Annotated in this window: 10 protein-coding genes and 3 pseudogenes; 9 read left to right on the forward strand and 4 right to left on the reverse strand. The window is 69.1% G+C overall.

The annotated features are described in order from the left end of the window. Positions 1–267, forward strand: a 267-nt coding sequence (locus F7R91_RS41000) for a DUF475 domain-containing protein (RefSeq protein ID WP_150958872.1), incomplete at its 5' end; no start/stop codon positions are given. A 262-nt stretch (positions 268–529) separates the two neighbouring features. Here F7R91_RS41000 and tnpA read toward each other — a convergent pair. Next, positions 530–753 (reverse strand): annotated as a pseudogene (tnpA, locus tag F7R91_RS41005) (IS200/IS605 family transposase); the annotation flags it as partial. Positions 754–785: 32 nt separating this feature from the next. Between tnpA and F7R91_RS41010 the strand changes: the two are divergent. Both F7R91_RS41010 and F7R91_RS41015 read left to right on the forward strand, forming a co-directional pair. Beyond that, positions 786–2,108 (forward strand): RNA-guided endonuclease InsQ/TnpB family protein, encoded by a 1,323-nt coding sequence (locus F7R91_RS41010; protein WP_191971885.1) that lies wholly within the window; start codon positions 786–788, stop codon positions 2,106–2,108. An 82-nt stretch (positions 2,109–2,190) separates the two neighbouring features. Continuing rightward, positions 2,191–2,490 (forward strand): hypothetical protein, encoded by a 300-nt coding sequence (locus F7R91_RS41015; RefSeq protein ID WP_150958876.1) that lies wholly within the window; start codon positions 2,191–2,193, stop codon positions 2,488–2,490. A 139-nt stretch (positions 2,491–2,629) separates the two neighbouring features. On the opposite strand, the gene F7R91_RS41020 is transcribed toward F7R91_RS41015, so the two are convergent. Continuing rightward, entirely contained in the window at positions 2,630–4,810 is a 2,181-nt protein-coding gene (locus tag F7R91_RS41020; RefSeq protein WP_331000738.1) for a choice-of-anchor P family protein, read from the reverse strand. Between the two features lie 488 nt (positions 4,811–5,298). Further along, on the reverse strand, positions 5,299–6,165 hold the full coding sequence (locus F7R91_RS41025; protein ID WP_191971887.1) for a PD40 domain-containing protein: 867 nt from the start codon (positions 6,163–6,165) through the stop codon (positions 5,299–5,301). Positions 6,166–6,460: 295 nt separating this feature from the next. Between F7R91_RS41025 and F7R91_RS43600 the strand changes: the two are divergent. The 5 genes and pseudogenes from F7R91_RS43600 to F7R91_RS41050 all read left to right on the forward strand — a co-directional run. Further along, positions 6,461–6,541 (forward strand): annotated as a pseudogene (locus F7R91_RS43600) (IS21-like element helper ATPase IstB); the annotation flags it as partial. A gap of 324 nt (positions 6,542–6,865) precedes the next feature. Further along, positions 6,866–7,519: a TetR/AcrR family transcriptional regulator gene (locus tag F7R91_RS41035; protein ID WP_150958882.1), complete on the forward strand. Its 654-nt coding sequence runs from the start codon at positions 6,866–6,868 to the stop codon at positions 7,517–7,519. Positions 7,520–7,842: 323 nt separating this feature from the next. Continuing rightward, positions 7,843–8,184, forward strand: a complete 342-nt coding sequence (locus tag F7R91_RS41040; RefSeq protein WP_150958884.1) for a DUF485 domain-containing protein — start codon at positions 7,843–7,845, stop codon at positions 8,182–8,184. Then, positions 8,181–9,773, forward strand: a complete 1,593-nt coding sequence (locus F7R91_RS41045) for a solute symporter family protein (RefSeq protein ID WP_225321120.1) — start codon at positions 8,181–8,183, stop codon at positions 9,771–9,773. Before F7R91_RS41040 ends, F7R91_RS41045 begins: the two co-directional genes overlap by 4 nt. 241 nt (positions 9,774–10,014) lie before the next feature. Next, entirely contained in the window at positions 10,015–12,531 is a 2,517-nt protein-coding gene (locus tag F7R91_RS41050) for a WD40 repeat domain-containing protein (protein ID WP_150958886.1), read from the forward strand. A 164-nt stretch (positions 12,532–12,695) separates the two neighbouring features. Here the strand turns inward: F7R91_RS41050 and F7R91_RS41055 are convergent, their stop codons facing one another. Then, positions 12,696–13,280 carry a DUF6434 domain-containing protein gene (locus tag F7R91_RS41055; RefSeq protein ID WP_150958888.1) on the reverse strand — a complete coding sequence of 195 codons (585 nt, stop codon included), beginning with the start codon at positions 13,278–13,280 and terminating at the stop codon, positions 12,696–12,698. A gap of 160 nt (positions 13,281–13,440) precedes the next feature. On the opposite strand from F7R91_RS41055, the pseudogene F7R91_RS41060 reads away from it, so the two are divergent. Further along, positions 13,441–14,580 (forward strand): annotated as a pseudogene (locus F7R91_RS41060) (RNA-guided endonuclease InsQ/TnpB family protein); the annotation flags it as partial. Between the last annotated feature and the right edge of the window lie 96 nt (positions 14,581–14,676).

Raw genomic sequence — 14,676 nt, forward strand, 5'->3', positions numbered from 1 at the left:
CGCTCCCTCACCGTCCACCTGGTCCGCCAGGGCACCCTCGACGACTACGTCTACCTCGAGCACGGCGCCCACTACGCCATCGGCGCCCTCGCCGCGATCCTGCTGATCACCATCCAGCACCAGATCAGCGAGATCATCACCGGCCTGGCCGGAGTGCTCCTCATCGCGGCGTCCCTCCTCTCCTCCATGCGCCGCAACAAGGCGCTCTCGGCGGAGGAGGACACGAACAGCGCACAATTCGCGCGTCTTCCGGTTCCCCCGCGGTGAGCCCCGACGCCCTGATCCTTTCAAGTCCCGGAGGTTCGACCCTCGTTGGACTCCCCCCTGCGCACAGCACAGGCAGGCCGTGCGTATGTCCAAGGCAGGGTAAGCCGGTGCGTAATTTCCCGGTACCCGGTGATCGACGGCCAGGCGAAGACTGGGGATGTCGACCGCACCGACCGGCCCGTTCATGGAGCCGGTCTTATGACGCAGCGCCGCTGAAGCACCGTGCGGGGCAGCTGCGTTACGGGCGGACATGCGCGTCGTTCTCATTGCGCAGGTACCAGGAGGAGACGCCGTTCAGGGAATTGACCAGCCTGGCGAGCTGGACCTTGGGCGGGTAGTGCACCAGCAGGTGGACGTGGTCCTCTTCGCCGTTGAACTGTTCAGCTCGGCCTCGAAGTCCTGGCAGACCTCTCGCATGATCTCCTCGCACCTGGTCAGCATCTCGCCCGTGAACGCGTTTCACCGGTACTTGGTGACGAACAGCATGTGGACGTGCAAGTTGTAGATAGAGTGATCGGGTGAGTACGGAACGCGTTCAGGAGAAGCGGCAGTTCGGGCACCGCGCCCGGCTGGCGCTGACACCTGCGCAGATCCGGCTCATGGACGACCAGGCCCATGCGGCCCGCACCATGTGGAACTGCCTGCACGACTGGTGGTCGATGCTCCCCAAAGACAAGCGTTCCCTGGCCGCGGCCGACGCCGCGATCCGTCAGGCCCGCAAGGAGATCGACTGGCTCGGCGTGCTCCCCGCCCAGGCCGCGCAGGCAGTGCTGAAGACGTACTTCCAGGCCTGGCGAAACCGCTGGGACGGCCGCGCCGACGCCCCGAACTTCAAGGCCCGCATCCGCACAGTGATGTCCGTGGACATCCCGCAGGGCCGGGACCTGAACATCACCCGTGTGCACCGCCGCTGGGGCATGGTCAACATCCCCAAGATCGGCCGCGTCCGCTTCCGCTGGACGAAGGACCTCCCGGTGGCCAAGCACGCCACCACCGGTAACCGTGTCACCGGGGCCCGGCTGGTCAAGGACGCTCTCGGCTGGCACATCGCCTTCCGCGTCCAGGCCCTCCAGGCCAAGCCGGAGCCACACCCCGGCCCGCACGTTGGCATCGACGCCGGGGTGAACCTGCCCCTGGCCCTCTCGGACGGCAACCACCGCGACCATGGCCGCCCGCCCCGTCTCCCCAACGGGAAGGCCGACCGCGACAAGTGGCTGAACCCGCAGGAGAAGGCCAAGCTGCTGGGCCTTGAACGACGTGCTGCCCAGCGCAAGCAGCACCGCCAGTGCGGGGAGAAGACCTCCCGCCGCTTGCGGCACACCTACGACCAGATCAAGCAGCTCCGCGCAAAAGCCACGCGCCGCGCCGTTGACTGGCAGCACAAGACCACCACCAGCATTGCCATGCAGTACGGCACTATCGTGGTCGAACAGCTCAACATCAAGAGCATGGTCAAGTCCGCCAAGGGCACCACCGAGGAACCCGGCAGGAACGTCGCCCAGAAGTCCGGCCTGAACCGCGCCATCAGCCAGGAGGCATGGGGCCGCACCGTGACGATGCTGACGTACAAGACCGCCCGTCACGGCGGCGCCCTGCACAAGGTTCCCGCCCCCGGCACCTCCCTGCGCTGCTCAGCATGTGGTATCACCACACCGGGCAGCAGGGAGGACCAGGCCACGTTCGTTTGCAAGAACCCCGAGTGCCGATTGTCCTGCAACGCAGACTGGAACGCAGCCCGGAACGTCTTGCACCTGTACCGGATGGGCCACGCGCTCACCCCGGCTGCCGGGAGGGCAGTCGTCAGGCGTCCCCGTGGCGTCAAGCCCGCCACCGCAAGGTAGGCAGGAATCTCCCTCGTTTACGAGTGAGAGCACTTCAAGGGAACGTCGAGCTGCGCAGCGCAGGCAGGTACATCGGCTGGCTGTGGGCCAGTACGCCTTCTGGGACGGTGACGCGGGCTCCTACGCCGGTAGTTCGAACGACCAGCTGACCGGTAACTCGACCTTCGGTGGCGATCACATCAACAGGTCGTTCCATCTGACGGGGACGACGTGCTTCTCGGATTCGTACTGCGACCCGAGCGGCAGCAACCAGGCGTCCTCGCAGTTGAAGGACGGCCAGACCAGCTGTGACGGCGTCAACCCGGCCCGCATCGCGACCGACACGGTGGGAGAGATTGTCAAGAAAGTGCTCCCCATGATCTTCCGCTTGATCTTCTCCTGAGCACGGTACGCGCTCACCGGTACGCCGGCTCCAAGGTGACTCGGCCCCGACGGAAGGGAACTCCGTCGGGGCCGAGCCGCGCCACGGGAAGAGGGCCATCTCCTCGATGTCGCCGTCGGCGCGCTCTTCCTGTCGGGGACTACTGTCCGTTGTTCTTGCTGGGTTTGCTGGGCTTCTTCCCGGGCTTTCCGGGCTTGCCCGGCTTTCCAGGCTCGCCGGGCTTACTGGGCTTGCCTGGGCCGTTGGGGTCCTTGCATTCATTGCCGCGGGTCTGTGTGTCGCACGGCGGGTACCGGAAGATCGTCACCCTGTTGCTGGTGACGCTCACGATGGTGCCGTCGGGGGCAGTGCCTGTGGCCTGTGCGACGAAGGTGATCCTCCCGGCCCTGACGTCGGCGGCGGTGGTGGTGTAGGTCGCGGTGCAGGTCATCGACTCGCCGGGTGCCAGCGTGGTCCTGGGGCAGCGCACGTCGTCGATGGCCGCCTCGATCGAGCTGAGGGGCTGTCCGCCGGTGTTGGTCAGCCGGAGGCTGAGGTGCAGACGCTGCCCTGCGCCGGTGAACACGGTCTCCTCGGCCTCCAGTACGGCCTTGAGGCCGGCCAGGGGGACGGTGACGCCGTTGCTCTCGGCGCTGAGGACGGTGCCGGAGGGGGTGCGGCCGGACACCGTCGCTTCGTTGACGACCTGTCCCCGGGCGACGTCGGCGGCGGTCGTGGTGTAGTCGGCCGTACACTGCACCGATTCGCCGGGCGCCAGCGTCGTGTCGGGGCAGGTGACGGTCGGCGAGCCCGGGCCGTTGTCCTGCACGCTGATGTCCGTCAGGTTCTGCGTGCCGTTGTTGGTCACCGTGTAGGTGTAGTAAAGCGCCTGCCCGGCGCCGGTGAACTGGGCCTGCTCGGCGGCCTTGACCACTGTCAGCGCCGCGAGCGGTGTGGTCACCGTGTTGCTGGTCGTCGTCACCGTCGCCCCGCCCGGGGTGGTGGCGCTGACCTGTCCCTGGTCGGTGACTCTTCCCACCTCGACGTCTGCCGCCGTCGTGACGTACGTGGCTTGGCAGGTGGTGCTCTCGCCGGGCGACAGCTGGTCGGTGCCGCAGCCGGAGACATCGACGCCGGGCGTCAGGTCGGTGACGGTCACGTCGTTGAGCTGGGCCTGCCCGGTGTTGGTGACGGTGTAGGTGTAGTGGACCGTCTCACCGGGTGCCTGGAAGTCCGCGTCGGTTGCCCTTTTCACCAGGAACAGCGCTCGAAGCGGGACGACCAGCTCCGGGCTCGTGGCGGTCACGGTCCCGCCGTCGGGGAGCGTGGCCGTCACCGTGCCGGTGTCCGTGATCCGTCCCGCTTCCACATCGGCGGCGGTCGCGGTGTAACTCGCGGTGCACTCCACCGTGGCGCCGGGGACCAGCGGCCCGGCGGGGCAGGTGACCGTCGGTGAGCCGGGGCCGTTGTCCGTCACCTGAAGGTTGGTCAGGGGCTCCGTGCCGTTGTTGCGCACGGTGAACGTGTAGTGGAGCGTCTGGCCCTGGACGAAGGAGTCCTCCTGGGCCGTCTTGGTGACCGTGGGCGCCGGGGCGGCACCTCCGCACTCCGCATGGCCGACGATGACGTCGGCTGCGTCGAACTGGGGGAGCAGCACCAGATGCAGGGCGTTGACCGTGAGGACACCGTCCGCGTCCGTGGTCTGCTCATTGAGTGTGAGTGTGCCGAGGCCCGCCAGGTTCACGACGGTGTTGGGGGCTGCGTTGGCCTGCAGAGCAACCGGCGGCAGGTCGTCGACCGTGGCGCTGCCCGCGGCGATCACGCCCGAGCCCGTCGCACCGGCTGAGGTCGCGCTGCAGTTGGAGCGCACACCGGTGAGGCTCAGGGAGCCGATCGGGCCCAGATTGACGGCGAGGCTCTGCACGGTGGCGGAGGCACTCGACGTGCCCGCTGCCGGATCCCCGTCGGTGATCGCGGTCAGGGTGGAGCTGGAGAGAAACGGCCCCGCGTTGACGCCCACTTGAGTCGTCGTCCCGCCGGGCGGATAGTCCGAGACCGGTACGGGTGCCACCGCGACGATCGAGCCGATTGCGTCTGCCGACACGACGTACGCATGCGCTTGCGGGGAGGGAAGCGCCGCCTGGGCCGGCATCGCGGAACACAACGTGCCGGTGAGGGTGGTGAGTGCGGTGATCGCCAAGCCGCGTCTGAAACGTGAGCCCATATGGAGGTCCCTTGTGTTGCGTGGGGGGAGCCTGCCCGGCAGTCGCCCATGGCACGTCACGATCCGGCGCGCACGGCGGCCCGGAAAGGCTGGCCGCGTGAGCGGCACGCACATCATGCCGTCGAAGTCGATCACTCGCGGTCGTCTGCTGACCGGGCCCGGCGCGTCGCGCACGGGACCACCCCAGTGGCCCAAGCCGCACCTGGTCCTCCGTCGACGGGCAGGCGGCACGAGCCCGTGGCGGAAGCCCCGAACATGACGGGCCTCTTCCGCCGCCCCGGCAAGGAGGGGCGCACAACGGGTGACGAGTCGGTGTTGGCCGGCTGCGAGTGGGAGACGCAACGCGGCAGCAGCCGCAGGCGGGGGCCTGCGGCTGCCACAGACGACCAGAGTCCGTCCGGGGTCTCCTCCACTGTGCCGTACGGACTCACCGGCTCGCCCATCGTCCTCGCCCCGCCAGCCTGCGGCCCCAGCCCGGATTCGCGTCCGCACCCCCGGTGCAGCTCTCAGCCGGGTTTGAGGGGGGGGCGACGTAGCGCCCAAGCGGGTGTGGTTTTGCGTGCGAAGGGCGCGGGGGAGGAGGAAACCTGTCGCCGGCGGGCGTCTCAGGGGCGCCAGTCCGCTTGCATGTCGTGGGAGTCGGTCTTGGTGAGCTGGGTCAGTCCGGTGCCGTCGGCCCGTACCAGGTAGAGGTGTTCGGGGTCCGCGTCGTCGGCACCGCCTCGGGTGAAGACCAGGCGGCTGCCGTCCGGGGACCAGGAGGGGTACTTGTCGTTGAGGCGGGCCGAGGTGATGCGGCGCAGTCCGGTGCCGTCCGGGCGGACGCGGTAGAGGCGGGCGAAGCCCGAGGAGTCCACGCGGCTGAAGGCGATCCGGTTGTTGCGCGACCAGTCGGGCGTCCAGTCGTGGGAGCCGGACGCGGTGATGGCCTTCTGGGCCAGGGTGGACAGCTTGATCCGCATCAGCCTGCTGTGTCCGCCCGCGTCCGCGCGGTTGAACGCCAGGTACGTGCCGTCCGGGGACCAGGTCGGGTGGAGGTCGTCCGCGGCGGTGTGGGTGAGCCGGGTGGCGGGGGTGCCGTCGATGTCGGCCACATAGATCTCGCGCTGGGTGCCGACGGGCTTGGAGTAGGCGATCCGCTTGCCGTCCGGGGACCACGCCGGGTCGGAGGCGCCCTTGGTGCCGGGGACGGCCTTCAGATCGCCGCCCGTGATCTTCATTGACCAGATGCCGTCGATGGCGCCACCGGATCCATAGCGGACGAAGGCCACCCGCTTGCCGTCCGGGGACCAGCTGGGCATCACGTCGCTGACAGTGGACGTGTGGGTGAGCTTGACGGGCGTGCCGCCGCTGGAGGAGATGGTGTAGAGGTCTTCGATGGAGGCTGCCGCGGTGTAGCGGGCGAAGACGATCGGGCGGTCCCCTGCCGCCCCCGCGTCTCCTGCCGCGCCGAGGGTCAGGGGTACGGCCATGGCGAACGCCGTAGCAGTCACCGCCGCCCGGTGGGGCGTTGTGCCCTTCCCGCCGGTCCTGCGAACTCTCCGAGCGCTTCCGGCGGTTCTACCGTTGCGGGTGCGGTGCTGTTGGCGCGTCAAGGTGTCCACCCCGTTCCCTCCCTGCGACCCGCTGCGGGCCACTCCGGCAGGCAACATCCCACCCGGTGGGGAACTGGGGGAAGCGGCGGCACCCGGCGGTACGAGCCCTGTGACATGTTCCGTACACCGCTGTCACATGCGGTGCGGTGCGAGGCCGCTGACGAGAAACAGCGAACTGGACCGCCGCGGCGCCGAGAAGCTGTTCCGGGTTCTGACCGAGCGCGAGGAGAAGAACAGTGCCGCCACGGCGGCGTGGTCACTCCACGCTCGTCGCGTCCGGATGCGGGATCGGAGTCGCCGGCACGTTCGCCTGGCGCACGCGTGGGGTGGGACAGGCACGCGGGCGCTGCCTGTCCCACCCCACGCACACACCGCCTTTGCGCGGCAGGACGAGCCACATGTAGACCGACCCCTCGAAAAACGGCTCCCAGAGGGACAACGTGCGGCAACTTGGTGAAGCCATGGCCGCAAGGATCTCCCCCTTCCGGACGATGTTCGGTTATCGGAGAGCGTGTACCGTAATCGAGAGTCACGGCGCTGCGAAGGACGGAGCGCGCAGCGATGAGGGGGTGCAGCGGTGGCACGACCGAGCAGGCCCATCCTCAGCCGGGCCGGCATCTGCGCCGCAGCGCTGGCCATCGTGGACCGTGACGGGCTCGCCGAGCTGTCGATGCGCAAGCTTGCCGGGGAGCTCGGCGTTCAGGTGTCCTCCCTCTATGAGCACGTCAAGACCAAGGACGACGTCCTCCACGAGGTCACCAACACGATCATGGAGGGTGTGGACGTCTCCGGCTTCGAGACCGGCGACTGGCGGCACGGCCTGGCGTCCTGGGCCCGCTCGTACCGCGCGGCCCTCGCCGCGCACCCGCACATCGTTCCGTTCCTGGCTCACGGCCCGGCCCGCCGCGAGGCTTCGCTGCGGCGTGCGGACACCGTGCACGGCGGCCTCGTCGGCGCCGGCTGGCCCCCGCGCTACGCCACGATGATCGGGGCTTCTACGAAATACCTGGTCGTCGGGTCGGCGATGAGCTCCTTCGCGCGAGGGTTCGACGACGACGTTCAGGTCTACATCGAGCGGTACGCACATCTGACCGATGCCCACCGCCTGAGCGACCACGCGGACACCATCGACCGGGACAGCTTCGAACTGGCCCTGGAGATGTTCCTCGACGGCCTCAACGCCCTGCACGCGCGCGTGGCGGGACCCAAGTCATCCGCGACGGGGTCTTGATCCGCCCAGCCCGCCGACCCGGCGGCGGGTTCCCCATCCGTACGCAGGCGGGTTGCTGAGCCGCGGGCAAGCCGGCCCAAGGTCACGGGGCGGTGACACCTCGACTTCCCGTGCGCTTACTTCGCGTCGATGCCTTGTCCGGCTTCGTGCCCCACTCTAAGCTCCCGAACCGAACGGCGTTCGGTTGTGATGTCGGCGATTCCGGCTCAAGCACTGCCTCGCGTCACCGCTCGCAGCAAGGAGTTGATGCCGTGTACGGGCCCCATGAGCCGCGTTACGGGTTCCACGAGCCAGGCCGGCGACCGTCGCCGGATACCCGCGAAATGCCCCAGGACCTCCGCGAGGGTCTTGAGCAGTGGGGCAGCCCGCCGGAGGTGATGGAGTCCCTCGCGCAGCTGCGTGCGGAGCGCCGCTCCACGATCTTTCCCGTCGCCGCCGCCGTCATCGGTCTGTACCTGCTCAATGCCCTCCTGGCGAGCATGGCGGCAGATGTGATGGCCATCAGGCTCGTCGGTCATCTGAACGTCGGCCTGGGGCTGGCACTGCTGCAGTGCGGCACCACACTCGCGGTCTGCCGGTGGTACGCACGCTACGCGCGCACGTCCCTGGATCCGCTCGTCGAGAGATCGCGCGCAGCACTCGGATACCGCGGGGAGGAGAAGTGACCGCCTCTCCCATGCTCGCGCAGACGAGCCACACCGCGTTGGTCATCACCGTCTTCGCGGTCTTCGTCGTCGGCGTCGTACTCATCTCCCTGTTGGACGCATCGCAATCGGACACACCCCGCCGCTTCTTCGTCAGCGGTCGTCGGCTGTCCTCCGCCCGCAACGGCATCGCCCTGTTCGGCGACTTCATCTCCGCCGCGACGCTGCTGGGGACCCCCGGTGTCATCGCCCTGGCCGGGTTCGACGGCATCCCCTACCTGCTGGGTCCCATCGTCGTCTGGGCCGTGATCCTCCTGCTGATCGCCGAGCCGTTCCACAACGCCGGGCACTACACGGTCGGCGACGTACTGGCGCAGCATCTGCGACCGCGCCCCGTCCACATGGCCATGGGCCTCGCCACGCTGGTGATATCGCTGTTCTACCTGACGGCCCAGCTGGTGGGTGCCGGTGCCATCGCCGCCCCTCTGCTCGGCATCTCCGGAGTCGCCGCCCAGAACTTCCTGATGCTGTTCCTCGGCATCCTGATGATCATCTATGTGGTCATCAGCGGAATGTACGGCGCGACACTCGTGCAGTGCTTCAAGGCCGCTGTCCTGCTGGTGGCCAGCGTGTACCTGGCGCTTCTGGTGCTGGGGAAATTCGGCTGGAACCCCAGTCACCTGCTGGGTGTCGCGGCCGAACGCAGCGGAGTCGGCGAGGCATTCCTCGCGCCCGGGGCACGGTCCCAAGGCGGTGGCACCGACAAGCTGGACGCGCTGAGCCTCCAGCTCGGAGCAGTGCTCGGAGCAGCCGGCCTTCCCCACCTCCTGTTGCGCCTGCGCGCGGTGCCCAACGCGCGCTCTGCCCGGCGTTCCGTCCAGTGGACAGCCGTATTGACGTGCGTCTTCTGCGTGACCGCCGGAATACTGGGATTCGGCTCGGCGGCCGTGCTGGGCCCCCAAGCAGTCATGAGCAGCAACTCCTCAGGAAACACGGCCACGTTGCTGCTGGGAGGCTCGCTCGGTGGTTCGGTGCTGCTCACCGTGATGTCGTGCGTGGCGTTCGCCACCATCCTGGCCGTTGTGGCGGGCATCGCCCTCGCCGCCGCGACCTCACTGGCGCACGACATCTATGGCGCGGTGATCAAGAAGGGGCGCGCCACCGCGTCCCAGGAGGTTCTGGTGGCCCGGGCATCGGTGGTCGTGATCGGCACGGCGGCGACGGCCATCGCCCTCTTCGCTTCACGCATCAACGTCTCCTTCGCCGCCGGACTGGCGTTCGCCGTCGCGGCCTCGGCGATCCTGCCCGCCCTGCTGTTCGGCCTGTACTGGCGGGGCTTCACCACCACCGGAGCCCTGTGGAGCATCTACGGCGGCCTGATCTGCTCGGTGTCCCTGGCCGTGCTCTCTCCCGCTGTCTCCGGAACTCCGGCGGCCCTGTTCCCGGACATGGACTTCGCCGTCTTCCCGCTGAAGTACCCGAGCATCGTCTCGGTCCCCCTGGCCTTCCTGCTCGGATGGCTGGGTTCAGTGATGGGACGCGAGAGGCCCCAGCCGGCCGCCCGATCCGCCTTCGAGCTCCGCATGCTCGTGGGAAGCGACTCCTCGTAGCAGAAACGGGCTCGAAATGGTCGGGTGGGTGGTCGATGGGCGACCGGCGGCGGCTCCATAGCACCGCGCAAGTACGGCCGCAGACCCAGGGTTTGATGCATCGGAACCACGTGGCCGCACAGGACGCCACCGCCGTCGCTGTCAGTGGCCGTCTGTAGCATCCGTGGCCAGGTTGGTGACCCCACCGCCCGCGCCGCGGGACGGAACGGGGGCGTGAACGGGCTGCGAGGAGCGTGTGGCGATGGCGAACAGCAGCGGGGCCGGAGGGCTGATGCTGGATTCCGACGACGAAGCCGCGCTGTTGCGGCCGTTGGTGTTCGCTGAAGGCGCAGGTCTGCCCCTTGCCTTGTGGGTGGTCCTCGCGCGCGCTCTGTCGGGTCGCCCGTGGACGGTTCAGGACGTGCGCGCGTTCCGGGACCGGGTGAGCGAACGCCTGGTGGAGACGCAGACACCGGCTGGTGCGGCCTATCGGCTGCCTACCCGGGGAGATCGTTCAGGCGAGCGGCAGACGCAACAGGCGATCACGAGCGCGCTGTTGGCCGAGGTGCCCCAGGACGGGGACAACGGGCACCGCGACTGGTCGGCCGCCGCACCGTACATCGTCGACCATCTCGCCGCCCATGCCGCCGCAGGGGGTGTCCTGGACGACGTACTGGACGACGCCGAGTACCTGGTGCACGCGGCGCCGCGCGGGCTGCTCCGCGCGCTCAACACCCCTGGCTCGGCCAAGGGGCGGGTGCGGCGGAGCATCTACCGGACCTCCCTCCACGTCCACGCCACCGCGAGCCCGCCCGAGAGGCGGGACATCCTCGCCGTCGACGCCGCGCGCCACGGTGAGACCGGCCTCGCCCGGGAGCTGTCTCGCGGCCGTCCGTGGCAGCCACGCTGGGCGACCGGCACGATGGTCCATCCCGCGCTGCGCTTCACCCGGACGGGACGGGGCGTGGACGCCGCCGCGTGCACCGTCATCGACGGGCGTCCTCACGCTGTGACCGGCTGCTACGACTCGAACGTTCGCGTGTGGGACCTGGTGGACGGCACCGAACGCCTTGTCATCACCGAGGACGACGGTGTCTACGCACTGGACTGCGCCGAGATCGACGGGCGGCCCCATGTCGTCACCGGAACCTGCTCCGGCGGCCTACGGGTGTGGGATCTGGATACCGGGGCCGAACGGTTCGCCCTCGGAGGTCACAAAGGCTGGATACGCGCGGTGGGCTGCACGGTGATCGACGGCCGGCCCCACGCGGTCACCGCGGGAGAGGACTGCCTGGTCCGCCTGTGGGACCTGGTCGACGGGTCGGAACGCGCACGGATGCCCGGCCACACCGACGAGATCCGAGCGGTGGCGTTCGCTGAGGTCGCAGGCCGCCCCGTGGCCGTGACCGGGGGCTATGACAACACGGTGAGGCTGTGGGACCTGGAGGACGGTGTCGAGCGGGCCGTACTCACCGGCCACACCTCCGCCGTCTACTCGGTGGGCTGCACGGTGATCGACGGCATCCCCCACGCCATCACCGGGAGCAGCGGGGAGTGCACGGCACGGGTCTGGTGCCTGACCGACGGCTCGGAGCGCACTGTGCTGGGCGGGCACACCTCGTGGATCTCCGCCGTGAGCTGCGTCGACCTCGACGGCCGCCCCCACGTGCTGACCGCCGGCGGTGACCGCACGATCCGTGTGTGGGACCTGACCGAGGACACGGAGCGCGCCGTCCTGACCGGACACCAAGGCTATGTGGACGTGCTGGCCTGCACGGAGTTCGACGGGCGTCCGTACGCCGTGAGCGGCGGGCATTCCGCGAGTCCGCGCGTATGGGATCTGGGCGACGCCGTCCTGCCCGCAGCGCGCAAGGGCCACACCGGGACCGTGGAGGCCGTGGGCAGGGTGAAGATCGACGGACGTCCGCACCTCGTCACCGGCGGCGACACCACGATACGGGTCTGGGACCTGGCCGACGGGACGGAACGGCGCACCCTGTACCACGGGCACGAGCACGAGCACGAGGTGGGGGCGCTGGCGTGCACAACGGTCGACGGCCGCCCGTACGCCGCCGTCGGAGGCTGCTGCGGCGTCGCCAGGGTCTGGGACCTTGCCGAAGGCACCGGACTCCACACCCTCCCCGGACACGACTACAAGGTGGACACCGTGGCGTGGGCCGACGTCAACGGCCGTCCCCACGCGGTCACCTCCGACCAGGACCGCACCGTACGCCTGTGGGACCTGGACGAGGACGTCGATCACCCGCTCCTCACCGACCGCACCCGTTCGGCAGTGCGGGCCATGGAGCCCGTCAGCATCGACGGCCGCCCCCACCTCCTCACGGGGAGCGACGACGGCGCACTGCGGCTGTGGCGGCTCACGGGGAAGGGCCGACGCGTCACGGCCACCGTCCACACAGGGCACCAATGGATACGGGCACTGGCCGGCACTGTCCTCGACGGCCGTCCGCACGCGCTGACCGTGGGTGGGAACGACACCGCAGTACAGGTATGGGATCTGACGGACGGCACCCTGCGGGCCACCCTTCCGGGGCACCGGTCAGGAGTGCTCGCGGTGGCCTGCAGCACGGGGGACGACCGCAGGGACGCCATCACCTTGGACAGCAGCGGTACGGTCCACGTCTGGGACCTTGCATCAGCCCGGCTCCGGGAGAAGGTCGCACTGCCGGCGCGGGCCCAGTGCGTGACCGCCGCCGGTCCGGAGCTCGTCATCGGCATGGGCGACGACGTGGTCGTACTCGCCCGCAACGACCGGTGAACCGCACATCGCTGAGGCCCTCGCATTGCTTCAGCAGATCGGTGTCGGCGGCGATCCAGCTGTGCGAATAATCCGGACACGATCGACGTTGGCGTCGCCTCGCCTCGCCTCGCCTCTTCGGCTGTGACGGTTCGAATCCGTCCTCGCCCGACGAGCGTGTGCCGTCAGGCCCCGCTGGTGGGTTTGGGGAGTGCGCGGTGGGCGTACCAGGCTTCGAGAGCCTGGGCGCGGGTGCCGGCCGGGTTCTGGCGGTGCCAGGTGCTGGTGAAGCGGTTGAACTCGAACTGCGCCTCGATCTCGCGGGGCCGGGCCGCGTCCGGGCGGGTGGCGTGCCAATGGGCCACCGCGTCGGCCAGGGTCCGGCCGGGATGGTGAGCGATGAAGTCGCGCATGAAGGCGTCGAAGTGGAAGCCGGGGCCGATCGCCTCGACGAAGTACCTCCGCAGGACCTGGCTGCACCGCTGGTCGGCCGGGATCACGGTGCCGCCGTTGACGGGTTCGGCCAACTGCGCGGTCGTCGGGCGACGGCGGGCCGGGACGACCGGCAGCGGCAGGCCGTCCAGCGCCGCGGCGAGGCGGGCGGTGAGCGCTGCCTTGCCGCCGTGCCGCGCGACGCCCATCGTGCGGGCGAGAGCGGTGAGTTCGTCCAGCGTCCAGTACCAGCGCAGCAACTCGGCACCGGTGAGGTCGGCCGTCAGCGGCGGCCTTGACTCGGCGGCTGTCGTACTGGTGTTCCGGTTCGGGTTCATCAAGGTTCTCCTTTGTGGATACCCCGGCCTTCAGGCCGGGGAGGAACGACGCTCCTGCGGAGCAGGGCAGGAACAGTCGAATCGCCGTCAGGGCGATTCGGCGTCCACCGTCCACCGGCCGACACCCTTGGCTCACACGGAATCTGATAGAGAGTGAGGCATGACGCGGCAGGTCAAGCGGGCTTTCAAGTACCGCTTCTACCCCACCGGCGAGCAGGCGGCTGAGCTGTCCCGCACGTTCGGCTGCGTCCGCCTCGTCTACAACAAGGCGCTGGAGCAGCGCACACGAGCCTGGTACCGCGAACGGCGACGGATCTCCTACGTGCAGTCGTCCGCCGCGCTGACGCAGTGGAAGAAGACCGGGGAACTCGCCTTCCTCTCGGAGGTGTCCTCCGTCCCGCTCCAGCAGGCGCTGCGTCATCTTCAGACGGCGTTCGCCAACTTCTTCGCCAAGAGGGCCAAATACCCCCGGTGCAAGTCGCGGAAGAAGTCCCGCGCGTCGGCCGAGTACACCCGCAGCGCCTTCACGTGGCGCGACGGGAAACTGACGCTGGCCAAGATGACCGATCCGTTGGATGTCCGCTGGTCGCGTCCCCTGCCCGAGGGCGCGGAGCCGACCACGGCGACCGTGTCCCGTGACAGTGTGGGCCGCTGGTTCGTGTCCCTGCTGTGCCAGGACACCATCGCCCTGGCCCCCGCCACCGATGCGGCCGTCGGCCTGGACGCCGGGATCACCTGCCTGGTGACCCTGTCCACCGGGGAGAAGGTCGCCAACCCCAAGCACGAGCGGCGTGACCGCGCCCGGCTGGCCCGCGCGCAGCGGGATCTGTCGCGCAAGGCGAAGGGCTCGGCGAACCGGGAGAAGGCCCGGCGTCGCGTCGCCGGGGTCCACGCGCGGATCGCCGACCGGCGCCGCGACTTCCTGCACCAGCTGACCACTCGACTGGTCCGTGAGAACCAAACGGTCGTGATCGAGGACCTCGCCGTCCGCAACCTGCTGAAGAACGGCACGCTCGCGCGAGCCGTCTCGGATGCGTCGTGGACGGATCTGCGGTCGATGCTGGAGTACAAGTGCGCCTGGTACGGGCGCGAACTCGTCGTGATCGACCGCTGGTTCCCCTCCAGCAAGCTGTGCGGGGCCTGCGGCACGGTCCGCGGGAAGCTGCCGCTGAACGTCCGCGCGTGGACGTGTGACTGCGGCAGCGTGCACGACCGCGACGTGAACGCGGCACGCAACATTCTGGCCGCCGGGCTGGCGGCGTCTGCCTGTGGAGACGGTGTAAGAGGTCCTAACAGAAGTGGTTGATCATGTGACTGTTGACTTGTCCGCTCGTTGGTGTGGTCGTGGGGAAGAGACAGTCGCGGCCGTGGATCGTGTCGGACGAACTATGGGCGC

The sequence above is a fragment of the Streptomyces luteolifulvus genome, assembly GCF_008806595.1.
In the GTDB taxonomy this organism is placed as follows: Bacteria; Actinomycetota; Actinomycetes; order Streptomycetales; family Streptomycetaceae; genus Streptomyces; species Streptomyces luteolifulvus.